23 protein-coding genes are annotated in these 24352 nt (G+C 41.2%); 11 read left to right on the top strand and 12 right to left on the bottom strand.

What is annotated here, in order from left to right; translation table 11 throughout:
• Window positions 1-46 precede the first annotated feature (46 nt).
• Both ACX17N_RS11700 and ACX17N_RS11695 read left to right on the top strand, forming a co-directional pair.
• Window positions 47-730 (top strand): LuxR C-terminal-related transcriptional regulator, encoded by a 684-nt coding sequence (locus ACX17N_RS11700; RefSeq protein WP_458892746.1) that lies wholly within the window; start codon window positions 47-49, stop codon window positions 728-730.
• Window positions 727-2604: a sensor histidine kinase gene (locus tag ACX17N_RS11695; RefSeq protein WP_458892745.1), complete on the top strand. Its 1878-nt coding sequence runs from the start codon at window positions 727-729 to the stop codon at window positions 2602-2604. The genes ACX17N_RS11700 and ACX17N_RS11695 overlap by 4 nt, the downstream gene beginning before the upstream one ends.
• A 53-nt stretch (window positions 2605-2657) precedes the next feature.
• On the opposite strand, the gene ACX17N_RS11690 is transcribed toward ACX17N_RS11695, so the two are convergent.
• The 3 genes from ACX17N_RS11690 to ACX17N_RS11680 are packed head-to-tail and all read right to left on the bottom strand — an operon-like array spanning window position 2658 to window position 4813.
• The gene (locus ACX17N_RS11690) at window positions 2658-3824 is read right to left on the bottom strand and encodes a ribosomal protein uL16 3-hydroxylase (protein ID WP_458892744.1); all 1167 of its coding nucleotides are present in this window, start codon (window positions 3822-3824) and stop codon (window positions 2658-2660) included.
• Between the two features lie 15 nt (window positions 3825-3839).
• The gene (locus ACX17N_RS11685; RefSeq protein WP_458892743.1) at window positions 3840-4430 is read right to left on the bottom strand and encodes a Maf family protein; all 591 of its coding nucleotides are present in this window, start codon (window positions 4428-4430) and stop codon (window positions 3840-3842) included.
• Entirely contained in the window at window positions 4430-4813 is a 384-nt protein-coding gene (locus tag ACX17N_RS11680) for a DUF2237 family protein (protein ID WP_458892742.1), read from the bottom strand. The genes ACX17N_RS11685 and ACX17N_RS11680 overlap by 1 nt, the downstream gene beginning before the upstream one ends.
• 137 nt (window positions 4814-4950) lie before the next feature.
• Between ACX17N_RS11680 and ACX17N_RS11675 the strand changes: the two genes are divergently transcribed.
• The 4 genes from ACX17N_RS11675 (at window position 4951) to ACX17N_RS11660 (ending at window position 8661) form a co-directional block, all read left to right on the top strand.
• Window positions 4951-6138: a phosphoglycerate kinase gene (locus ACX17N_RS11675; protein WP_458892741.1), complete on the top strand. Its 1188-nt coding sequence runs from the start codon at window positions 4951-4953 to the stop codon at window positions 6136-6138.
• A 146-nt stretch (window positions 6139-6284) separates the two neighbouring features.
• Entirely contained in the window at window positions 6285-6545 is a 261-nt protein-coding gene (locus tag ACX17N_RS11670; protein WP_458892740.1) for a hypothetical protein, read from the top strand.
• 121 nt (window positions 6546-6666) lie between these two features.
• On the top strand, window positions 6667-7704 hold the full coding sequence (gene fba / locus ACX17N_RS11665; protein WP_458892739.1) for a class II fructose-bisphosphate aldolase: 1038 nt from the start codon (window positions 6667-6669) through the stop codon (window positions 7702-7704).
• A gap of 90 nt (window positions 7705-7794) precedes the next feature.
• Complete coding sequence (locus ACX17N_RS11660) at window positions 7795-8661, top strand: EamA family transporter (protein WP_458892738.1); 867 nt, start codon at window positions 7795-7797, stop codon at window positions 8659-8661.
• Here the strand turns inward: ACX17N_RS11660 and ACX17N_RS11655 are convergent.
• Both ACX17N_RS11655 and nfsB read right to left on the bottom strand, forming a co-directional pair.
• Complete coding sequence (locus ACX17N_RS11655) at window positions 8618-8848, bottom strand: hypothetical protein (protein ID WP_458892737.1); 231 nt, start codon at window positions 8846-8848, stop codon at window positions 8618-8620. The genes ACX17N_RS11660 and ACX17N_RS11655 overlap by 44 nt on opposite strands.
• A gap of 100 nt (window positions 8849-8948) precedes the next feature.
• Complete coding sequence (gene nfsB, locus ACX17N_RS11650; RefSeq protein ID WP_458892736.1) at window positions 8949-9602, bottom strand: oxygen-insensitive NAD(P)H nitroreductase; 654 nt, start codon at window positions 9600-9602, stop codon at window positions 8949-8951.
• A 241-nt stretch (window positions 9603-9843) separates the two neighbouring features.
• Between nfsB and hpaI the strand changes: the two genes are divergently transcribed.
• A complete protein-coding gene (gene hpaI, locus ACX17N_RS11645; protein ID WP_458892872.1) occupies window positions 9844-10641 on the top strand; it encodes a 4-hydroxy-2-oxoheptanedioate aldolase in 798 nt (265 codons plus the stop codon).
• 65 nt (window positions 10642-10706) lie between these two features.
• On the opposite strand, the gene ACX17N_RS11640 is transcribed toward hpaI, so the two are convergent.
• A complete protein-coding gene (locus tag ACX17N_RS11640) occupies window positions 10707-11426 on the bottom strand; it encodes a UDP-2,3-diacylglucosamine diphosphatase (protein WP_458892735.1) in 720 nt (239 codons plus the stop codon).
• Window positions 11427-11509: 83 nt separating this feature from the next.
• Window positions 11510-12019, bottom strand: a complete 510-nt coding sequence (locus ACX17N_RS11635) for a peptidylprolyl isomerase (RefSeq protein ID WP_016166314.1) — start codon at window positions 12017-12019, stop codon at window positions 11510-11512.
• Between the two features lie 167 nt (window positions 12020-12186).
• Between ACX17N_RS11635 and ACX17N_RS11630 the strand changes: the two genes are divergently transcribed.
• A complete protein-coding gene (locus ACX17N_RS11630; protein WP_458892734.1) occupies window positions 12187-13911 on the top strand; it encodes a glutamine--tRNA ligase/YqeY domain fusion protein in 1725 nt (574 codons plus the stop codon).
• 132 nt (window positions 13912-14043) lie between these two features.
• Here ACX17N_RS11630 and ACX17N_RS11625 read toward each other — a convergent pair whose 3' ends face one another.
• Window positions 14044-14580 (bottom strand): lecithin retinol acyltransferase family protein, encoded by a 537-nt coding sequence (locus ACX17N_RS11625; protein ID WP_458892732.1) that lies wholly within the window; start codon window positions 14578-14580, stop codon window positions 14044-14046.
• Between the two features lie 137 nt (window positions 14581-14717).
• On the opposite strand from ACX17N_RS11625, the gene ACX17N_RS11620 reads away from it, so the two are divergent.
• The gene (locus tag ACX17N_RS11620) at window positions 14718-15485 is read left to right on the top strand and encodes a phosphodiester glycosidase family protein (RefSeq protein WP_458892731.1); all 768 of its coding nucleotides are present in this window, start codon (window positions 14718-14720) and stop codon (window positions 15483-15485) included.
• 62 nt (window positions 15486-15547) lie between these two features.
• Here the strand turns inward: ACX17N_RS11620 and ACX17N_RS11615 are convergent, their stop codons facing one another.
• From ACX17N_RS11615 to putA, 3 genes are all read right to left on the bottom strand, one after another.
• Window positions 15548-15775 carry a hypothetical protein gene (locus ACX17N_RS11615; RefSeq protein ID WP_458892730.1) on the bottom strand — a complete coding sequence of 76 codons (228 nt, stop codon included), beginning with the start codon at window positions 15773-15775 and terminating at the stop codon, window positions 15548-15550.
• A gap of 241 nt (window positions 15776-16016) precedes the next feature.
• Window positions 16017-17099, bottom strand: a complete 1083-nt coding sequence (gene trmA, locus ACX17N_RS11610; RefSeq protein WP_458892729.1) for a tRNA (uridine(54)-C5)-methyltransferase TrmA — start codon at window positions 17097-17099, stop codon at window positions 16017-16019.
• 226 nt (window positions 17100-17325) lie between these two features.
• Complete coding sequence (putA, locus tag ACX17N_RS11605; protein WP_458892728.1) at window positions 17326-21075, bottom strand: trifunctional transcriptional regulator/proline dehydrogenase/L-glutamate gamma-semialdehyde dehydrogenase; 3750 nt, start codon at window positions 21073-21075, stop codon at window positions 17326-17328.
• Window positions 21076-21193: 118 nt separating this feature from the next.
• On the opposite strand from putA, the gene ACX17N_RS11600 reads away from it, so the two are divergent.
• Window positions 21194-21685 (top strand): Lrp/AsnC ligand binding domain-containing protein, encoded by a 492-nt coding sequence (locus ACX17N_RS11600; protein ID WP_458892727.1) that lies wholly within the window; start codon window positions 21194-21196, stop codon window positions 21683-21685.
• A 49-nt stretch (window positions 21686-21734) separates the two neighbouring features.
• On the opposite strand, the gene putP is transcribed toward ACX17N_RS11600, so the two are convergent.
• On the bottom strand, window positions 21735-23246 hold the full coding sequence (putP, locus tag ACX17N_RS11595) for a sodium/proline symporter PutP (RefSeq protein WP_458892726.1): 1512 nt from the start codon (window positions 23244-23246) through the stop codon (window positions 21735-21737).
• 741 nt (window positions 23247-23987) lie between these two features.
• Here putP and ACX17N_RS11590 point away from each other — a divergent pair.
• Window positions 23988-24344, top strand: a complete 357-nt coding sequence (locus tag ACX17N_RS11590; protein ID WP_458892725.1) for a hypothetical protein — start codon at window positions 23988-23990, stop codon at window positions 24342-24344.
• The last annotated feature ends 8 nt before the right edge of the window (window positions 24345-24352 follow it).

Genomic DNA, 24352 nt, shown 5'->3' with positions numbered 1-24352 from the left:
ATCTTGAAAATCTGCGTATATTGCAAAGCGAGAGATGGGGTGTTACATGAACGATAATGAAACTGTATTACCAGTACCAGTGGTTATTCTGGAAGATGAACCAATTATACAAAAACGTTTAAGAATAATTTTAACTGAACTGGGTTACGAGAACGAGACATTACATTTTGTCTCTAATTTAAAAGAAGCATTCGAGAAGATGGAAGAAATACCAATTTCTTTGGCGCTCGTTGATCTGGGCTTGCCTGATGGTAATGGTATAGAGTTCATAGAAAAATTACGTGAACGAGATGCCACTGCCTTAATTTTGGTGATTTCAGCTTGGAGTACGCAATCTAGTCTTTTTTCTGCGATTAAAGCGGGTGCAACAGGCTATGTACTCAAAGAGCGGGATGACTCTGAAGTACTACTTGCGATACGTAGCATTCTGCGTGGCGGTGCGCCAATCGATCCATTTATTGCCAGAGAGATTCTGGCGCAAATTGCAGTGCGGGATGAAACGCAGAATAAATGTGAAGAAGAGCTTCCTTCTGATATGGAGGCCTTAACCAACCGTGAAAAAGAAATTTTAGATTTGGTTGCGCAGGGTTTAAGTAACCGTGAAATTTCGGAGCAGTTGTTTGTTTCGCGATATACGGTGGAAAGTCACATCAAACACATTTATCGGAAACTCTCGGTTTCTAAACGAACCAAAGCAGTCAGTGCGGCTAGAACTTTAGGCATTATATGACGAAAGTGATTCTGCGAATTTTGTGTATGCTTGCATTGGCTTGCATGCAAATGCAAGCTTCCGCAGAGTCATACTTTTCAATTAGCCCGCAGTGTTCAATTCAGGTACAACCGATCCAGTTTGTGCGAACAGACTCCCTTCATCATATTCCAAAACAGGGTTGGAAGGAGGTCGATTTACCAGATAACTGGTCTATGCATGAACCTGATTACATCGGTGGTGTTTGGTACAAAATACGTTGGAAACCTGACTGTTCCTCTGGAACCTTCAATCAATCCTTTGCCTTTACCGTGGAATATATGAATTCTGCTGGGGCTGTCTATTTCAACCGAAGCTTGCTTTGGCGCGATAAAAATTTAGTAGAACCGCTGTCGAAAAGCTGGAACAGTCCGCGTTATTGGGTACTTACTCCTGCGAGTTTAAGAGCAGGGGAGAATGAAATTTTAATTTATGTGTATGGCTATGCATTTCAACAGGCAGGATTGGGAGCCATCTCATTTCAAAATGTGCAGGCGGCTTACGATCTTCAGCAACAGTTAATCTGGAATCGACGGACACTGTTTGAAATCAATATTATTATTTCACTTGTGCTGGGGCTGTTGTGTTTTTCCATTTGGATTTTTAGGCGCTCGGAAACCACTTTTGCTTGGTTTGCATTAAGTTGTGTACTTTGGGTGCTTTTTATTTCCAATATTTTAGTGACTGAAACCAAACCATTCCCCAATACCGTCATGGCTGTTCAAGCCAACATCAGCTTTTTTATACTTTACATGCTGAGCTTTTGTACTTATTTATTACGCTTTATTCGGGTTAAGTTTATAAAAATAGAAGGTGTAGTTCGGTTCATTACCTTTATCTTTTTAATCTTGATTTTCTTTACCCCTGTCGATTGGCTGGATAGAGTTTTTATTAATATTTTCATGCTCTATATCCTGCTATTTGTATTGACCTATCTCTATTTGGGGTATGTCACCTATAAAACCAAAAAACGAGAGTACATTTTTTTACTGCTCTGCCTAACGGGTATTCTAATTTGTGCTTTGTTTGATACCGTCTTGTTGGGCTCAGATTTACATAAGGATATTAAGCCGTTATCACCCTATACATCGCCAATTATTACTTTCTTTGTGGTGCTCATTTTAGGGGTGAAACTGGCACGTAACACGCGTCGTATAGAAAAGTTTAACCAGCGCTTGGAAGATAAAGTTCATCAAGTCAGTCATGATTTATATTCGAGTATGAACGAGAAACATAAACTCGAACTTGAAAATGTGCGACTACAAGAGCGGATACATTTGTCGCATGATTTACATGATGGTCTAGGCTCTTCCTTGGTGCGTTCCATGATTATTGTGGATCAGGCAGAACACAATATGTCCAATAAGCAGTTTCTGTCCATTTTAAAACTGTTGAGAGATGATCTAAGGCAAATCATTGATAGTGGTTCGAGCCTTGAATCGCGTGTACCTGAGAATCCAATTTTATGGGTGGCTCCTGTTCGGCATCGTTTTAGTCAACTGATGGACGAGTTAGATATTGAGTCCAAATGGTCATTTCCGCAAAACTGGGGTTATGTGCCAACGGCTTTACAATGCTTAACCTTAATCCGTGTTTTGGAAGAGAGTTTGACCAATGTGATTAAACATAGTCATGCAAAGCATGTGAATGTTTCAATGGTGTTTCCATATGAACGGCAACTCATTTTGACCATTGAAGATGATGGTGTGGGATTTGATGTTACCAGTAATTTTCAAAATGGGATGAGCATTGGGATTCGCAGTATGAAAATGCGTTTAGAACGTGTGGGTGCTGAATTATTAGTGACTTCTGAAAAGGGGAAAACAGTGGTGCAGGCCTTATTGGAGATTAAATGACGCTCATAAAAAAGAAGGTATTAAACACCGTTTAATACCTTCGGGCTTTTGGATTATTCTTCAGCTGGTGGCAGAAGCATCAAGATGGAATCATTCATGAGCTGAGCCATATCTTCCAAAATTTCCTCATGATCAAAGTGTTGATCAAAAGCCAAGACTTTGCCATCTGCAATTTGCTTTAAAAGCGCAGAAAACTCTTTGGAAAGACAGAGCTGTTCACCGTTGGCCCAGAACAATAACTCTTGCTCTTGTTCGGTATAAAGCAAACGAGATGCTGGTTCGAGCATAATTTCATAGCCTGTGCCTAAAATTTCACGTAAATCAACCGCTTCAATTTCATCTGGCTCAGGAATGTTGTCTGGATATTTAGGCTCAGACATTAAGCTCATAATGGCATCATCAAGCTCGGTAGAATTCTGTAAACGTTCAAGTAATAAGGTTTTCAGATAATCCAATTCGGATTTTGAAATTTCACCGATTTGCGCTTGAGTTTGTCTTTGAATATCCAGCAGAGGATTCTTCAAGAAAGTATTTTCGGCAAACTTGTCGCTGATGCGATCCATCATGTCCGCCATGTTTGGCATGCGGAAACCAAAAGAGAAGGTGAGACAGTCATCTTCTGCAACGCCATAATGTGAGAGGCCGGGCGGTACATAAAGTAAATCGCCTGGTGCTAGGACTTCATCAAAATGAACCTGCATTTCAGGTAATAATTTAAGTGGTTGACCCGCAACAAATTCAGTATTGGCATCACACATTTGTCCAAGCTGCCAACGACGATGTCCATAGCCTTGAACAAGAAACACATCGTAGAAGTCAAAATGTTGACCTACAGAACCGCCTTTAGGAGCGTAAGACACCATAATGTCATCGCGACGCCATTGTGGAATAAAAGGGAATTTTTTCCAGAGTTCGGCAATGTCAAACGAGTAATGATCAACGGCCTGCACCAGTAAAGTCCACAATTTTGGCATTTTCTGGAAATCACCTTTAATGAGCGGAGATGACTTCACTGACCACTGATTGGGATCTTTATCTTTTTGCTTAATTAAACGTGCCGTGACATGCTCTTCTAAAGCTAGTTCCATCACATCATTCGGTTCTAAGATATTCACAATCTCAGGTAAAGCATTACGAACCAGCAAAGGTTTCTTTTGCCAATATTCAGCAAGGAATTGTTCTGCGGTAATACCGCCTAAAACGTCTAGAGTTTGAGACATAAAATACAGCCTAAATTAAGGAACTAAAATATTTAATTGACGGAGAATTTGGCAAAGCTGGATCATCGGCATACCCATCAAAGTGGTTTGATCCTGCCCAATCATTTGTTCAAACAAACTGATTCCTAAACTCTCACATTTAAAACTACCTGCACAGTGCAGTGGTTGTTCTACAGCCACATAGCGTTCAATTTCAGCCAGACTCAGTTTGCGAAATTTAACTTTATAGTGTTCGACCAGTGTTTGCTCAAAGCCAGTCGAATGCTGTTGAACGCTTAAAGCTGTACTGAAATATACAATTTTATCGGAATTGGCTTGAAGTTGGCGAATCGCTTTTTCTTCGGTCAATGGCTTGCCAATGAAAATATCAGGAGCACCTTCACGCCAAGCCACTTGATCTGAACCAATCACAATAGATTCAGGGTGTTTTTGGGCAATGGTATGGGCTTTTTCAAAGGCGAGACGACGTGCTAGATCATCGGCATGTAATTCACCCTGTGGTGACTCATCAATTTCAGGGACCACACATTCATACTGGATCTTTAAGCGGTCCATTAAATCTTTTCGGGTTTGGCTGCTCGAAGCCAGAATGATATGTGTATTCATCAGATGGCGTAATCCATTAGTACGTTTAGAGGAACATAAGAAAGTACGGCTTGATGACAAGCATGAATTTTTATAGGTGGAGCCATTCCAGCCTGATAAGCCTCAACCCAGCGGGTTACACAAATACACCAAAAATCACCGGGTTGTAAGCCAGGAAAACCCACTTCAGGCACTGGAGTGATTAGGTCATTGCCGACTTTTTGTGAAAAATTTAAAAACTCGGATGTCATTTGTGCGCAGACAGTATGTTGCCCTAAATCAGTGGTCGCGGTATGACAGAACCCATTACGGAAGTAACCCGTAATCGGGTCAAAACAACAACTGGCTAAGGGTTCGCCAAATACGTTCAAGCGGTTAATTTGCGGATCTGGATGAAATGACATAGCAATGAATCAATTTATGGCTTTTCAATATCATAATCAAAACTGACGCTTTCGGCAGCTTTTATACAAAAGAAGCTAACCTTTTTCTGCATAATCATTTAAAATCGTGCCGATTTTATATATTCAGAGAGCTATACATGAATTTTCAGCGTATGACTGACCTTGATTTAGCAGGTAAACGAGTTCTTATTCGTGAAGACTTAAACGTACCTGTTAAAAACGGTGTGATTACCAGTGATGCACGTTTACGTGCGGCATTACCGACAATCAAAGCTGCTTTAGAACAAGGTGCAGCAGTCATGGTGTATTCACACCTTGGTCGCCCAGTTGAAGGTGAGCCAAAAGCTGAACAATCATTAGCTCCAGTGGCTGCTTATTTGACTGAAGCCTTAGGTCAAGACGTTCAGTTAGTGACGGATTACCTTGATGGTGTTGACGTTGCAGCGGGTCAAGTGGTTCTTTTGGAAAACTGCCGTTTTAACCTCGGTGAAAAGAAAAACAACCCAGAATTAGCGCAAAAATATGCAGCACTTTGTGATGTATTTGTTATGGATGCTTTTGGTACGGCTCACCGTGCTGAAGCTTCAACTGAAGGTGTTGCACGTTTAGCACCAGTTGCAGCAGCAGGTCCACTCCTTGCGGCTGAACTTGATGCTTTAGGTCGTGCATTACAAACACCTGAAAAGCCAATGGTGGCGATTGTTGCGGGTTCTAAAGTATCGACTAAGCTCGATGTTTTAACTTCACTGTCAGACATTTGCGATCAATTGATTGTAGGTGGTGGTATTGCCAATACATTCTTGGCTGCTGCGGGTTATAACGTGGGTAAATCATTGTGTGAAAATGATTTAATCGACACAGCGAAAGCGATTGCTGCAAAAGTATCTGTTCCACTTCCAACTGATGTTGTAGTTGCTGATGCCAGCGAAATCAACTTTGATGACTTCTTGGGTTCATTAGCAGCGGCTAAAGCTGTGGTGAAAAAAGTTGAAGATGTTGCTGATAACGACATGATTTTGGATGTTGGTCCAGAAACTGCACAAGCATTTGCAGAAATCTTGAAAACGTCAAAAACCATACTTTGGAATGGTCCAGTAGGTGTGTTTGAAGTCGATCAATTCGGTGAAGGTACCAAGACACTTTCATTGGCAATCGCTGAATCTGAAGGTTTCTCAATTGCGGGTGGTGGTGACACTTTAGCTGCGATTGATAAGTACGAAGTGGCTGACAAGATTGGTTATATCTCTACAGGCGGTGGTGCTTTCCTTGAATTTGTTGAAGGCAAAACACTTCCAGCTGTAGCAGTGCTTTTAGAGCGTGCTTAAAAAATTTATTCATCGCATTTGGTGAAATAAATGAAAAGGTTGACGACAGTCAGCCTTTTTTATTGCATTCATCTTTAGGTCATCAAACTGTCACATATCTGAAATAAAATCATGGGCATTAAATCACCTGTTGTAGGAATAATGTGATGAACCTAAAATTAACACTTGCTGCTTTATTAATCGCACCATTGGCACTAACTGCATGTGCAAAAAAAGATGAAGCACCTAAAACAGATGCGGCAGTTGAAGAAAAAGTAACGCCAGAACAGCAAGCTGCAATTGATTCATTAGACAAGCCTGTTATGGACGAAAAGAACACAGACGTACCAGCAGAAATTGCGAATGTTGATGCAGATGCAGCCACTCCTGCGACAGAAGCAGAAGCTTCTCAGGCTGCCGCACAATAAATTGCCATAATTTGTTGAAAAGTCCCTGCAAAAGCAGGGATTTTTTTTTAAATAGTGTGTTTAGTTGCTGAATTGAAATTAATGAGCATGTAGAATATGGCGCATTACCTGGGAGGACACTATGGCACTTATTTCTATGCGCCAGCTGTTGGACCACGCTGCAGAGCATGGCTACGGCGTACCAGCATTTAACGTAAACAACTTAGAACAAATGCGCGCAATTATGTTAGCTGCAGATGCAACTAACTCACCTGTAATCGTTCAGGCTTCAGCAGGTGCACGCAAATATGCAGGCGCTCCTTTCTTACGCCATTTAATTTTGGCTGCTATTGAAGAATGGCCGCACATTCCAGTGGTTATGCACCAAGATCACGGTACAAGCCCAGACGTATGTCAACGTTCAATTCAATTGGGCTTTTCATCAGTTATGATGGACGGTTCTTTAGGTGAAGACGGTAAAACCCCAACGTCTTACGACTATAACGTTGAAGTCACTCGTCGTACAGTTGCTATGGCGCATGCGTGTGGCGTTTCTGTAGAAGGTGAAATTGGCTGTTTAGGTAGCCTTGAAACAGGTATGGCGGGTGAAGAAGATGGCGTAGGCGCTGAAGGCGTTCTTGACCATTCTCAGTTGCTGACTTCGGTTGAAGAAGCGCGTAGCTTCGTTGCTGATACCAATGTGGATGCTTTGGCGATTGCTGTAGGTACTTCTCATGGTGCGTACAAATTTACTCGCCCACCGACAGGGGATATTTTGGCGATTGACCGTATTAAAGAAATTCATGCGGCACTTCCAAATACCCACCTTGTAATGCACGGCTCAAGCTCTGTACCACAAGAATGGTTGGCGGTAATTAACCAATACGGCGGCGACATCAAAGAAACTTACGGTGTTCCTGTTGAGCAATTGGTTGAAGCGATCAAACATGGTGTGCGTAAAATCAACATTGATACAGACTTACGTTTAGCCTCTACAGGTGCGATGCGTCGTATGATGGCAGAGCAACCAAGCGAATTCGATCCACGTAAATTCTTTGCTAAAACTGTAGATGCAATGAAACAAATCTGTGTTGATCGTTACGAAGCATTTGGTACTGCGGGCAATGCAGACAAAATTCGTCCAATTTCTTTAGAGAAAATGGTTGATCGTTATAAATAATCGCTCCACAAATTATTTATAATTTGAAGCCCACATAACCTATGTGGGCTTTTTTATAGCTGTACTGATAATAAGAATGGAAAAGGTGTTATGCAACTCATCCTTGCTGCTGCGCTATGTAGTGTACTGGTGTCAATCTTACTAAAAATCTGTAAGCGTAAAGGTTTTGATCCCATGCAAATGATTTGCTGGAATTATGCCGTGGCGAGTTTTTTATGCTTCTTTTGGTTTAAGCCAGACCTTGTGCATATCTCTCCAGTAAATACCCCGTGGTGGCTGATTTTGATGCTCGGTCTGCTGTTGCCCAGTGTGTTCTTGTGCTTGTCTAAGTCTTTACAAACAGCGGGGATTGTCAAAACAGAAGTTGCGCAGCGTCTTTCGGTGGTATTGTCCCTCGGAGCAGCATATTTTATTTTTAATGAGCAGTTTGGAGTACTGAAACTATTCGGTATTGGGCTCGGAATAACAGCAGTTCTATGTATTCTGTATTCCCATCGTAATAATCATGCTCAATCCGGATCGAGTGCTTCAGGTATGTTGTACTTGGCGAGTGTATGGGTTGGTTATGCCTTGGTGGATATTTTGCTGAAATATACCACGGGTTTGGGTGTGCAATTTGCCGTAGCTTTAAACCTGATGTTTATTTGTGCCTTTATATTTTCGCTGTTATATATCCTTTTAACCACAAAACGTGTGGGTTCTATTCCAAATATTGCATTGGGTTTACTTTTAGGGCTACTTAATTTTGCCAATATTGCACTTTACGTTAAAGCGCATATGTTGCTGAAAGATACCCCTGCAATTGTATTTGCAGGGATGAATATCATGGTGGTGATATTGGGGGTATTGAGTGGTTTGCTATTCTTTAAGGAAAAACTCAAAACCAGTACTAGTATTGGTCTAGGCTTAGGAATTATGAGTGTGCTTTGTTTAGCTTATGCCATGACTGTTTCATAATTCTGTTGAGCAACATCATTGGATAGCGGAATAAATCGACTTTATCGGCAACGCCCATTAACAAGCCAGTGTGCTGACAATCAGGACAGTGCGGATCATGTAAAGGAGTCTGGGCATAATGATAGAGATAGATGCGCTGACAATGGTTACACTCAAATTTAATCGGAAGTTGTACTAAATTCGACATGACCGACCTCTGTAAAAAGTGAAAATGTATTTTAAACAAGCAAATTTTGGACCTAAAAAAGGGACAAATGGATTGTCCCTATGAGTGTGCAGGTTAAATCTTACAATCGGGTGAAAATTTCTTCTTTATTGAGGCGTGATTTCGGTAGTTTGGCATTAAAGTCAGCGTCACTACGATAGCCCAGAGTTAAAAGAACAGAAGGGATCAGTCCTTGTTCGGTGAGTTGTAGCTCTTCCGCGAGTAAGTCTTCATCAAAACCACCAATTGGTGTAGCGTCAATATTTTCAATCCCCGCAGCAAGTAAAATTTGTCCCAGTGCAATAAAGGTTTGATTCTCTGCCCAGCGCTGAATATCGCCTTTTTCATTGCGATAGTAATTGACATACCCCGTACGGCTGTCTTTTTGCCCCTGTTTGGCCGTTGCATCTTTAAAACGACCACTCAGATCATCGCGATGCAATAAATTCTCAAGATGCTCTTCGGTGATATCTGCTTTGGTGCAAAACAAAATGGTGTGGGAGGAATCTGACACCTTTGGTGCATTGTAGGCATATTTCCCGACCAAAGCTTTAGCAATACGTGCTTTGGCTGCATCGTTATCTGCAATAAAAAAATGCCATGGCTGAATATTAATGGACGATGGCGTTAAGCGTAAAATTTCAAGTAGGCGATCAAACTGTGGTTGCGGAATTTTCTTGGAAGGGTCGTAAGCCTTAGTGGTATAACGAGTTTTTGAAATATTCAAAAGATCCATGAAAATAGCTCCGAGTTAAAGAAGTGCTGTTTTTAGCGGAATATTCACATTAATCTTTTCATGGTTCAGATTCAAGCATAGTGCAACTAAGTTATGTCAAAGTGTGTTCGATCATTAGATTTCAGCCCTATGATGTTGGATTAAGTGTTGAATGCGATCATAAGATCGAAAATCAATATTGGTAATTTGTGCGAGGAACCGATTTACTAATCATCATGCCCTTTAAATCACGTTCATCATGATGCCTGACACCATTAACCATTTTAAGCAAAGATTAAAAAGCCAACAGCAAATCGGACTTTGGGTTGGTTTAGCCGATGCCTATGCGACCGAGCTTGTAGCAAATGCGGGTTATGACTGGCTTTTAATAGATGGTGAACATGCCCCGAGTGACCTTAGAACAACGTTATTGCAATTACAAAGCATGGCAGCCTACGCTTCGCAAGCAGTTGTTCGTCCACCCATTGGCAGTGTGCAATTAATTAAACAATTATTGGATATTGGGGCGCAGACCTTACTTATTCCGATGGTGGAAACTGTAGAACAGGCGACGCTGATGGTGAAAGCTGTACGCTATCCGCCTGAAGGGATTCGTGGAGTGGGGGCTGCATTGGCGCGAGCAACGCGTTGGAATAGTATTCCAGATTATTATGCACATGCGCATGAGCAAATCTGCCTATTGATTCAAATTGAGTCGGTACAAGGCTTAAATAATTTGGATGAAATTCTTCAAATCGACGGCATTGATGGTGTGTTTATTGGGGCTGTTGATTTGTCGGCAACCATGGGGTTTCAGGGTGACCCGAATCATCCTGAAGTGCAAAAGGCAGTTATTGCTGCAATACAGAAGATTCGTGCAGCCGGTAAAGCAGCCGGTATTTTGTCGACTACCGATGAGGTGACAGAACAATATCTCGATTTGGGTACAGAATTTGTCGCTGTTGGGGTAGACACGAGCGTATTGATGAATGGACTCAGAAGTTTATTGTCTAGATATAAAAAGGGTGCTGAAGATGTGCAGGTAAAAGGCGGCTATTAATTCTAAAGAGCTATTAAAATAAAAAGCTAGCAATGAAGCAACATGCACAGGGAAAGCGTCAATGCTTAATAGCTAAAGGTGGTTAACTGCAATTCAGCATCTTGTTGTGTCGGGTCAATCACCAAAATTTGCGCAGAGTCCTGCTTCCAGTCGCCCAAAACAATGCGTTTTTTATCCTGTATGTCATGTATTGCAGCACGATGAGTGTGACCATGAATAAGAATATCAACATCTGCAAGCGCTTGCTCGACAGCATGTTGGTTCACATCCATCACTTCATAGCTTTTAAACTGCTGTGCGGCATGGCTTTTTTTACGGAAGCCATTTGCGAGTTTGGTACGGAAACTTAATGGTGTTTTACGTAAGAATCCCAGCACCAAAGGGTTGCGGATAATCTTTTTAAAACGCTGATAGCCGATGTCATCGGTACATAAGGCATCGCCATGTTCAAGGCGGAACTTTTGCTGCTTTATCTCCAAGACATAATCATCTGGCAACAAGATGCCCTTAAATTGATTGAGAAACTTTTGTCCTAAAGCAAAGTCACGATTACCTACTTGGAAATAGACTTGATTTCCAGCGGCATGAAATTGTTGTAAGGCAGCAACTATTTCATCTAACCAAGGGGCAGAATAGTCATCACCAATCCAAGCATTAAACCAATCCCCTAAAATGTAGAGCTGAGTTTGTTGATGTTGATATTCTTTCAGCAAAGCGAAAAACCCTCGAACGAGTCGAGGGTGATCGGGTGACAAATGTAAATCTGAAATAAACAGATAGGTCACGCTGTATTCCTTTTAATCTCCCTAAATCCCTCTTTAAAAAGAGGGACTTTCCTCCCTTATAAAAGGGAGGTTAGGAGGGATTATTATTCAGAAATGATTTTTGCAGATTCGATTACAACGTTTTCTAAAGGAACGTCAGCGTGGTAGCCACGGTTACCTGTACGAACGCCTTTGATTGCTTCTACAACGTCCATACCGTCAGTCACTTTACCAAATACGGCATAGCCCCAACCTTGCGCTGTTTTACCAGTGTGGTTAAGGAAAGAGTTGTTTTTCACGTTAATGAAGAACTGTGCAGATGCAGAGTGAGGAGCTTGAGTACGCGCCATTGCGATTGTACCCACATCGTTGCTCAAACCGTTGTCTGCTTCGTTCTCAATTGAGTCACGAGTTGCTTTTTCTTTGAAGTTTTCATCCATGCCGCCACCTTGGATCATGAAACCATCAATCACACGGTGGAAAATTACGCCGTCATAGAAACCGTCACGAACATATTCTAAAAAGTTAGCCACTGTTTTAGGTGCTTTTTCAGCGTTAAGCTCAAGAACAATACGACCTTTATTGGTGTTTAATTCGACTTGAGGAAAACTCATTGTGTAATCTCCTTAACATGGACATAAAAGCCATGGGTTTTTGGTTGAGAGAAGCATAAGCAAACTGTAAACTACAAGGCAAGTAAAAACGTACATTTCTTTGTTAAAAATACTGAAATTGCGTTTAAAATATCCTGTTTTTTATTTTTAGAAGTGATCTATCTACTATGAAGCCAAATGATGTTGTTGCATCTCTGCCAAATAACCCGACACCAAGTAATCATGCCTCTGTCGATGCTGCGCAGCAAGAACAACAGCCTGGCTTGGATTTTGTACGTCAAGTCATTACTGATGATTTAGCGTCAGGACGTACGCAAACAGTAGTCACGCGTTTCCCGCCAGAGCCGAATGGTTATTTACATATTGGCCATGTCAAAGCAATTTGCTTAAATTTTGGTATTGCTGAAGAATTTGGTGGGTATTGTAACCTACGTTTTGACGATACCAACCCAGATGCCGAAGAACAAGAATATGTAGATGGTATTGCCAACGATGTGAAGTGGTTAGGTTTTCAGTGGAAAGACGAACCACGTTATGCATCGGGCTATTTTGATCAGTTATACGCTTGGGCTGTGCAATTGATTGAACAGGGGGATGCTTATGTCGATTTACAATCACCTGAAGAAATTAAATTAAACCGTGGTAACTTTGTTGAGCCGGGCAAAAACTCGCCTTATCGTGATGCTACAGTTGCTGAAAACCTTGAACGCTTTGAAAAAATGCGTAATGGTGAGTTGGGTGAAGGGCAAGCGGTGTTACGTGCCAAAATTGATATGGCATCGCCAAATGTGCATATGCGTGATCCAATTCTTTACCGTGTTTTACATTCTGAACATCACCAAACAGGTGATAAGTGGAAAATGTATCCAATGTATGACTATGCGCATCCATTGTCTGATGCGATTGAAGGGATTACGCACTCTTTATGTACTTTGGAATTCCAAGACCACCGTCCATTCTATGACTGGGTGATTGAGAAAGTTCATTCAGTAGCAGTTCCACGTCAGTACGAATCGAGCCGTTTAAACATTGATTACACCATCACTTCAAAGCGTAAATTGCGTAAATTGGTTGAAGGTTGTTATGTGAATGGTTGGGATGACCCACGTATGCCAACTGTAGTCGGTATGCGCCGTCGTGGCTTTACCCCTGAAGGTTTACGTGATTTCTGTAAGCGTGTAGGTGTGTCGAAGACCGATGGTATTGTTGATGTGGCCATGCTTGAATTCTGTATCCGTCAATCGCTAGAAAATGCTGCTGGTCGTGGTATGGCGGTGTTGAATCCACTGAAAGTGACTTTAACCAACTTACCTAAAGCATTGGACTTGGTACATGCGCGTCATCCAAATGTCGATATGGGTGAGCGAGTGATTCCATTAACGTCTGAAATCTATATTGACCGTAAAGATTTTGAAGAAATTCCACCAAAAGGCTTCAAGCGTTTAGTACCTGAAGGTGAAGTGCGTTTACGTCATGCTTATGTGATTAAATGTGATGAAATCATTAAGGATGAAAACGGTGAAGTGGTTGAATTGAAATGTTCGATCGATCCTGAAACTTTGGGTAAAAACCCTGAAGGGCGTAAAGTCAAAGGGGTAATTCACTGGGTATCTGCAACGCAAGGTATTCCTGCTGAAGTACGTATTTATGACCGTTTATTCACCGAATCTGCACCAGATGCAACCGATGATTTCCTGGCGAATTTGAATCCTGAATCATTACAAGTTGTTCAAGCGGTTATTGAGCCTGCACTAGCGCAAGCTGAACCTGAACAACGGTTCCAGTTTGAACGTGAAGGTTATTTCGTGGCTGATCGTTATGACCATAGCGCAGAAAAGCCTGTCTTCAACCGTATTTTGGACTTAAAAGACAGTTTTAAACCAGGTAAATAATTCATTTATTCACCATATAAAAAAGCCTCGAGATTTAGATTCGGGGCTTTTTTTATTGCTATGCCAAAATTTATGAATACGGCTGGCTAAGTTATCTTGAATTTATTGAGCGACTGAAATGTTCTCAAGGTATTAACGGTTTTTATGCTCTTGATCTTTAAAGAACAAATAAGTTTGGGTATGCATTTTTGCCTTGTCGCGGAGTTTCTTTTTAATATACAGCGCAAGCGCAAAGCAAGTTGTGGTCACGGTTAATAGCATGCTGTTCATATAGCTCATAATAGAACTCACATAACCGATTGTTGTGAGTCGATTCATCATTCTGACCACTTGCGGGCTGCTTTCTACGCCGGTAATTGCCCAAGTACAGAGATGTTCGCAGTTGTTCATAATTAAATGATAGTGATTTTCTTTCATGCGAGAACGCATGCGACGAACCACTTTGCGACCTGAATATTTAGGCTGCTGATAGTCAATGACGTTAATTTTTTTGCCATGACAGAATTGTTCTAGCGTGGTGATTTCAATCGGTCGCTTTTTAAAAAAGTGAGCAAAACCTGAATAATGGATAACACGTCCACGCCCAATATAAATCCCGTGATGGGAGTAGGCGAAATGTTTAACAACAAGATGTGCTCCAATAGGAAACCGTTTTTTTTGCTGATGCATTGCGACGTTTAACTAATAAAGTTACACATGTATATTAGCATGTAGTGTAAGCCGAATGATGGAGATGGATTAATAGTTGGGTAGGAATGCTACAAAAAGCCTAAAATGCAATATGGGATGAACGGAATTCAATCTTTATGCAGACCAGATTTGGCGTGTTATGTAAGATTATACTGCTGTGCTGTAGTGTATTCTCCGCGGCATCGTGGGCAGAAATTAATGTCTATAAGCAGCAATTTAAGGGTTATGGCTTTACAGTTATTGAAGTGCGGAAGTTTGCGCATTTACGGCTGTTTTTAAATCAAAGAAATAGCTCAACCGCACTTCATTATTTTGATCAGATCTCCACGCAACTCAAACCCTGCGAGCAGATGACATTTGCCATGAATGCAGGCATGTTCCACTCAACCTACCATCCAGTAGGCCTATATATTGAAAACAAGAAAAAGCTATTTCCTATCAATCGAGATCATGGTTGGGGAAATTTCTATTTACAGCCTAATGGTGTTTTCGCTTGGAATGCTACGCACGCAATAATCTTAAGTACTTCTCAATATACGAAACGCAAATTTAAAGCGGACTATGCTACTCAATCGGGTCCAATGCTCATTAGAAATAAGCAGATTAATCCTATATTTATACCGCAGTCAGATTCACTTAAATTACGCAATGCCGTGGGGATTAAATCCCAAACATTGTATTTTGTGCTGACAGAGCAACCTGTGAATTTTTATACCTTAGCCAGTTTTATGCGAGATGATTTGGAACTGGAGCAGGCTTTATATTTAGATGGATCTGTTTCAGCTGTCTATTTGTCTGAACCACCGCAAAATACGCAAACCCATCGCCTAGGTCCAATGCTGGCTTATATTGATGATCAAGCATGTCATTCAAATTCACAATAATCGCCATAATAAAAAAGCATTGGTTTTCGGCCAATGCTTTTTTGTATCTGTGAAATCTGCGCTTACTGTAATGGTGAGCGGGTAATTTCATTCAGCTCTTTACGACTATAGCCACGTGAAGTGAGTACGCGCTTAATACCAATAATGACATCATCATCAGTCGCTTTTGCAAGAGCATTCAACAGTTGTTCGTCGGTTTTGCATGAGCAATCATTTTCGATACAAGCGATTTGATTTTTATGCTCATTCAACTGCTGAGGTGCAGTAAACAATTTTTGCCAAAAACTCATAGAGCCTTCATTCATGAATAACATAGAACGAAATATAGCCAATTCTATAAATAATGCAAGTCTACATGAGTGATAAAAGCAGCAGTTAAACACGCAAAATTTCAATCATAATGGCGCAGTTTAACGTTTTTATGACACATACAAAAAAGTGGTGAAATTAACTGATTTATTTCTATAAAAAAATCCTCAAGCGATTGATTTTAATGGCTTGAGGACCCTGTTTTTAACATTAGAAAATTGTTTACAATTTTTCCAGTAATACCCCAGATTCAACATGGTGGGTATAAGGGAACTGATCAAATAATGCGAACTTTGTGACTTTGTGGGTTTGTGTCAAAAGCTTCAAATTGTCATAGAGGGTATCGGGATTACACGAGATATAAATGATCCGTTCAAAGCGTTGCAGCAGCTTCAAGGTTTCATCATCAATCCCTGCACGTGGTGGATCAACGAAAACGGTATCAAAATCATAACTGCTAATTTCAATTTCAGCTTCTTGCAGACGTCTAAATTCACGTTCACCATTGTAGGCCTGAGTAAACTCTTCGGCAGAAAGGCGAGCGACCTGAATGTTATCAATGTTATTTTGCCCGATGTTCCATTGCGCTGCATATACAGAAGATTTGGCAAGTTCAGTGGCTAACACACGCTTAAAGCGGGTCGACAAAGGCAGGGTGAAGTTCCCGTTACCACAGTAGAGTTCAAGCAGGTCTTTGTTTGAGTGACCCGCGGCATCACAAGCCCATTCCAACATTTTTTGGCAAACTTGGGCATTCGGCTGGGTAAAGCTACTTTCGATTTGTTTGTACTGATATTTACGCTCAAAAACTTGCAGTTCTTCAACTACAAACTCATCAGAAAGCACGAGCTTTTGACCGCGGCTACGACCAATAATTTTAATCTTGAGTTTTTCTGCAAGTTGTTTGGCCAAGACTTGCCATTGTTCATCGAGTGGGCAGCGATAAATCAGTGAAACCAGCATTTCACCTTTTAAGGTCGCTAAGAAATGCACTTCAAACAGGCGCTTGGACAGGGCCTCATCACTTTTTAATTCTGCCAAAAGTACAGGCATGAGTTGATTAATATGCGCATCGGCAACTGGGAACTCATCAATACGAATGACTTGTTTTTGTTGTTGTTCATCGCGTTCAAACATGGCATAGAACATATCGTCATCAGTATGCCAAATACGAAACTCTGCGCGCATACGATAATGCTGTTCAGGGGATGCGAATACAGAAAGAGATGGGGGATTGAATTCGGCAAATTGCGCAGAAATACGTTCAACTTTGGCATCAAGTTGTTGCTGATAAGATGAAGTCATATGCAGTCAAAAATCATAAAACGTAGAAAACAGGGATGGTAACAAAGTTTGCAGGAGAAGACTAAGTGAATTCAGCAACTCTGCATGAAAATATAGAAAATACAGGGTGATTGCGAGATGAATCTAGCAAAGCAAAAATGATGGCTTATAAAAAAAGAAACCAAGCCATTAGACCAGTAATGGCTTGGTAAGGGAAATATATGCCCCTAACAGGATGCTTTAAACCTTAGTTCAAGGTCATTAAGCTGGCATTACCACCTGCAGCAGCAGTGTTAATACTGATGGCACGTTCAATTACAAGGCGCTCAACAGGAATGTCTTGTTCAGCAGGTTGTAAGTGAGTAATACCTACAATTGCACCTGGACGCTGTGCAATCGCAGTTTGCAACTCTAGAACTTGTGTGGTTGTACCGTGGTGCAGTACCGCATCAAACTCACCAGTCGCAATGCTGTTGATGACTTTGAATTGCTCAGCAACGACTTTAGGCATAGAAGACATATGCTTCAATGCAAAGACATTGTCTGCCAATACAGCTGCTTTACTACCCACTGCAAAGATTGCATTTAATTGCACCAATTGGTCTTGTTCTTGCTCTGCAAGAGACAATACACAGTGACGAGCAACAATCGTGTATTGGTTGCTTTCACCTGTAGGACCATTCAATTCATACACTTGACCAGAAGCAAGTGCAGGAACTTGAGGCAATTTCACTTGTGGGAACTGCTTTTTCACCCAAGCGCTAAACTGTTCATACACTTCATTTTTCGGTGCAGGCTGTAACACTTTGCCTGTCGCAAAAGGTGTGCTTAACTGTTTCACGCTACATTCTTGCATTAAACGGTAAAGGTATAATGGACCACCCGCTTTAGGACCCGTACCAGATAGACCTTCACCACCGAAAGGTTGTACGCCAACAACAGCACCAACGATGTTGCGGTTGATATACAAGTTACCCACTTCAGAAGTGTTAATTACAGTGTTGATGGTTTCATCAATACGTGTATGTAGACCCATGGTTAAGCCGTAGCCTTTCGCATTGATTTGATCGACTACAGATTTCACATTACCTTGTGGGTAACGGATGATGTGTAATACAGGACCAAATACTTCACGCTCTAGGTCGTTTAAGTTCGGCAATTCAATCAACGTAGGTGGAATGAATGTACCTTGAGTTAAGCTCGCATCAGCATTGTCGTTGCGCATGAATTGGTGAACCGCATAACCTTTGCCACGCATCTTTTGGATGTGGTTCTGGATATTGGTTTGTGCTTCAGCATCAATTACTGGACCAATGTCGGTTTTTAACAGAGCAGGGTTACCTACAGCTAATTGCTGCATTGCACCTTTCAGCATGCGAATTACGCTTTCAGCATTGTCTTCTTGTACGCAAAGAATACGAAGGGCAGAACAACGTTGACCAGCACTGTCATACGCCGAGTTCACAACATCAAGAATTACTTGTTCAGTTAATGCAGATGAGTCAACAATCATGGCATTTTGACCACCAGTTTCCGCAATTAACGGAATTGGTTGACCATTTGAGCTTAAGCGTTTTGCAACAGTTTTCTGAAGAATTTTGGCAACTTCAGTAGAACCAGTGAACATAATGCCTTGAACACGTGGATCAGCACTTAATTGCGCACCAACGGTTTCACCGCGACCTGGAATTAACTGTACAACGGCTTCTGGAACACCGGCTTCCCAAAGCATTTGGATGGCCAATGCTGCAATAAGCGGAGTTTGTTCAGCTGGTTTAGCAATCACCGTGTTACCTGCAACAAGTGCAGCAGAGATCTGACCGCTGAAAATCGCAAGCGGGAAGTTCCATGGGCTAATACATAAAACAGTGCCTAATGACTCAATTTGTGCATTTGCAGGTAAATTCGTGCTTTGAGCAGCGTAGTAACGTAAGAAGTCAACGGCTTCACGCACTTCAGCAATCGCATTGGCATAAGTTTTACCACTTTCACGGCATAACAATACCATGAGCTCTTGAATGCGACTTTCCATGATGTCGGCAGCACGGTTTAAACATGCAGCACGTTCATTTTTCGGGGTGTTGACCCAAGCCGCTTGTGCAGTTGCAGCATTGCTCAGTGCCAAGTTGACGTGTTCAGCAGAAGCTTCTTTCACGCTACCGACTTGATCGCTATGCACAGCAGGGTTAATCACGGCAACTTCAGCAGCGGCAGTAATTTCTGCTAAACCAGGCCCCATCGCTTGTGCAGACCATTGCTGTGACATAAGACCTTGAACAGTTTTGTCTAAGCTTAACAATTCGCTGTCATTGGCTAAGTCAACACCTGAAGAGTTTTGGCGTAATGCACCATACAAATTCTTAGGTAATGGAATTGCTGGGTGTTTTAAGCCAACCGCTTTTTCTTGTTTCGCAGCAGTTAAGATCGATTCACGCGGGTTTTCGATCAGGTCTTGAATCTTCAAGCTCTTATCAGCAATACGGTTTACGAATGATGTGTTTGCACCATTTTCGAGTAAACGACGTACCAAGTAAGCCAATAAAGTTTCATGCGTACCTACTGGTGCATAAATACGGCAAGGGATATCCAATTTGTTTTCAGATTTTGGACCAACCACTTGTTCGTATAAAGGCTCACCCATGCCGTGTAAGCATTGGAATTCGTATTGACCGACGTAATATTTCGCAGGATCTGCCAATTCGTAAATTGTCGCAACAGTCTGCGCATTATGCGTTGCAAATTGCGGATAAATTTGTTCTGGCGCAGCCAATAATTTTCGCGCACATGCGATATAAGACAAGTCTGTATGCACTTTACGTGTAAATACAGGGTAGTCGGTCATACCTTCAATTTGTGCTTTCTTGATTTCGCTGTCCCAATATGCACCTTTAACCAAACGGATCATAAGACGCTTATTGCTGCGTTTCGCTAGATCAACAATATAATCTACAACGTAGAAACAACGTTTTTGGTACGCTTGAATGACAAAGCCAATACCTTTCCAATCCGCCAATTCAGGCTCAAAGCAAAGACGCTCTAATAGTTCAAGAGAAAGCTCTAAGCGTTCAGATTCTTCAGCATCGATGTTTAAACCAATGTTATAGCCTTTTGCCAAACGCGCCAATTCAAGTACTTTGCTGTAAAGTTCGTTGTGTACACGTTCAGTTTGTGAACGTTGGTAACGCGGATGTAAAGCAGAAAGCTTGATTGAGATACCAGGGCCGCTGTAAACGTCTTTATCTTTAGATGCTTGACCAATTGCATGAATAGCGTTGGTGTAATCATCATAATAACGCTCAGCATCGTGATCCGTTAACGCAGCTTCACCTAACATATCGTATGAATAGCGGAAACCTTTGTCTTCAAGACGTTCAGCATTGCTTAACGCTTCTTTAATGGTTTCGCCAGTTACGAACTGCTCACCCATCATACGCATTGCAACGTCAACGGCTTTACGAATGATGCCACGACCACTACGTGCAATTAAGCCCGTAAGCATGCTAGAAAGGCTGGCTTGCTGAGGAGTTTCCATTAGCTTACCTGTTAACATTAAGCCCCACGCAGCGGCATTAACGAACATCAGGTTGCTTTGACCAACGTGGTCTTTCCAGTTACCTTGGTTGATTTTGTCACGGATTAACAAATCGCGTGTAGCAGTATCTGGAATACGTAATAACGCTTCAGCAAGACACATGAGGGCAATACCTTCTTGAGAAGATAAAGAGAACTCTTGTAATAAGCCTTGAACAATACCTGCTTTACCCGCAGAGCTTTTACGCTCACGTAAGGTATGCGCAAGGTTAAATGCGAGGTCTTGAATACGAGTATTCAATTCGTCTGAAATTTTGCTATGCTCAAGTAGATTTTCAACACATTCTGATTCGGCACGGCGCCATGCAGTGTTAATCTCTGTTTCATAAGCGCTCTTTTCTTTGAAAAGAGTAATATAGTCTTGATGAGGCTCGGTTCCATCAATTGGGGAGATGATCGTATTCATGCCAACTTCCTGTGACTGAAAAGATTGAGTTAAGCAAATTGCCGTATATAATTAATGATTACAGAAATAAACCCGAATAACTCACTATTGTTTCCCTTATTTTTAGAGATTAATTCAGATGTCTAGCCAAATTTTATCGCTTGATCGAACGGATATTAAAATTTTAGATATTCTGCAAAACGATGGACGAATATCTAATATCAAATTGGCTGAAGAGGTGAACCTATCTCCTACGGCTGTGCTTGCAAGGGTACAGAAGCTCAGCAAAGATGGATTTATTCTTGGTTATGAGGCCAAGTTAAATGCTGCAATGTTGAACTCAAATTTTGTGGTCTTCGTAGAGATTTTACTCGATAAAACGACGCCGAATGTATTAGATGAGTTCTGCGAGGCAGTATTACAGTATCCAGAGATTGTCGAATGCCATATGACCAGTGGTGGGTTTGACTTTGTTGTCAAGATTCGCTGCGCCAGTATGGAAGAGTTTCGCAAAATTTCAGGGCAGGTGATCTGGCAACTGCCAGGGATCAAGGAAACGCGTAGCTATCCAGTCATGGAAGTGATTAAAGAAAGCGGTAAGCTGAATCTCAAAGTCAAAAAGCATAGATAAAAATAAAGGGGCATTAAGCCCCTTTATTGTTTGCCACGATAAAGAGCAATTACTTGTTCTTTAACTCAGCCATTTCGCGTTTGTAGAAGGCATCTGCTTTTTCAAAACGCTCAACCACATCTTTTGCAGGTTCTTTACCAAGAAGGCTCACAACAATAATGCTGATGAAAGACAAGATGAAGCCAGGGATGATTTCATACAAGCCTGTGTAGCCCATGGTGTTTTTCCAAACGATTACAGTGATTGCACCAACAAGGATACCCACGATAGCACCGTTGAGTGTCATACGTTTCCAGAACAAAGATAAGATAATCAATGGACCAAACGCAGCACCAAAACCAGCCCAAGCGTAAGACACTAAACCTAAAACTTTACTGTCTGGGTTTTGAGCAATTGTAATAGCAAGGATCGCAATACCAACAACCATCAAACGACCGATCCAAACCAACTCTTTTTGAGATGCATTTTTACGGATGAATGATTTGTATAAATCTTCAGTAAGCGTACTTGAACAAACCAAAAGCTGACAGCTTAGAGTACTCATTACTGCTGAAAGAATCGCAGCCAAAATAACACCAGCTAACCATGGGTTAAATAAAATCTTATTTAATTCCATGAAGATTGTTTCAGGGTTCTGAGAAACAACTGCTGCAAGTTCAGGATGTTGCTGGAAGTAAGCAATACCAACAAAGCCAGCACCAACCGCACCACCAAGACATAGAATCATCCAAGCCATACCAATACGGCGAGCAGCAGGGATTGTCTTAACAGAATCTGCGGCCATGAAGCGCACGAGAATGTGTGGTTGACCAAAATAGCCTAAGCCCCATGCCATTGAAGATAAAATGGCAACAGTACTTAAACCTTCAAGCATATTCATGGCTTGTGGGCGAGCAGCTTCAAGTAATACACCAAACTGTTGACTATGATCATCAATAGCAAGGTAAGCCATCACTGGCATTAACAATAAAGCAAAGATCATCAAGCCTGCTTGGAAAGTATCTGTCCAGCTCACTGCAAGGAAACCGCCGATACAGACATATGAAATTGTCGCAAGTGCGCCAATCCAAAGAGCTGTTGAGTAGTCCCAGCCAAATAAGCTTTCAAACAAACGCGCGCCAGCAACCATACCTGAAGCACAGTAAATAGCGAAGAAAATAAGAATTACGAATGCAGAGATAATACGTAAAATACGTTTTTTGTCGCCAAAACGACCAGTGAAATAATCTGGTAATGTAAGCGCATTATTCTGATATTCGGTGTGAACACGAAGACGTCCAGCAACCAAAAGCCAGTTTAACCAAGCACCGATAATCAAACCGATGGCAATCCAAGCTTCAGAAAGACCAGATAAATAAATTGCTCCGGGTAAACCCATAAGCAACCAACCGCTCATGTCCGACGCGCCTGCTGAAAGTGCTGTCACAACGCTTCCAAGACTACGTCCACCCAAGATGTAGTCAGAGAAATCTGAAGTTGCCTTATAAGCATATAGGCCAATACCGACCATTGCGACAATGTAAAAAATAAAAGTAATTAATGTGGGGTTCACTTGACTCATATGCCCATCCTTTGTCCTAAAACCATCTGTCCATTTATCCAAGATGATTTTTTGAGCTGCAATAGCGAGGAGCTGATTCAAACATAAAAGCAAAATTACTTACTGTTACATTTCTAGGGTGTTTGTAGTGATCTTGTGTAGCAAAATGTAATTTTGTTTACAAAACTAAAAATGACAAAACAGGCTAGTCAGTTTAAGAGATGTACGCAGTTTGCTTGAATATTTCCTTTTATAATGTGAACTTTCAATAAATATGAATAAAAAGCATTCAATTTAATTGATCCGTGTGGTTCTGTTTACATAAGTTTACATTTCTAGATATGGTTGATTGAAAATAAAATTCGATATTTCAATTTGATAGTGATGAAATACCTCCAGTATGAGTCAGTCATTTTGAAAATTAGTCAAAAATGACATGTTTATGCACTGCTCGCAGGGGTTTTAATTATTGCGGTATTATTACTCTAAATTTAAGTCCTAGGGGCTCGATTCTCCTTTTTTATTGTATTGATGACTTGTGAAAATCGTTAAGTGATGAATCATTTCATCTCAATTATGCGCGCAATGCAATCAAGCTAAATATACGTTTTATGTAAATTTATCGACTTGGAATAAAAGGTTAAAGCTTGGACAAAACAACGATGCAAAAAAGAAGAGAGGGATTAAATGGTGTATTCAGTGGATAAGTTCATTCTGATTGCATTATATAATGTGGCTTCAATAGTTAAGGGAAGTAGGAAGATGCTCAATAAGCTAAAAAATGTATTTAAAAGTTCGAAAGCGAAAGAAGAAGAAGCTTATTTACTGGAGCATGCGATTCAGTTTGATTCAGAGCAGGGCTATATCGTGGATGGGATAATCCTCAATAAGGAATTGTCTGAACGCTTAGAATACTATTCCAACCGACGCTTAACACAGTTTGATGATTTGCAGGCACTTTATTATGCGGCCATGTTAATCAATGAAAAAATTGATTTGGAAATTGCGCAGCAGAGATTTGTCGCACGATTAGGCAATACGGAAGAAAATCTAGTGCAATTTAAGCAAATCGTACAAAAACTGAATGACTACTATCGCAATTTTATACGCGAAAAATAAAGCTTAAC

The organism is Acinetobacter sp. GXMZU3951 (assembly GCF_054457875.1).
The sequence above is the reverse complement of the archived record's forward strand: the minus strand, read 5'-3'. Positions and strand labels throughout refer to the sequence as shown.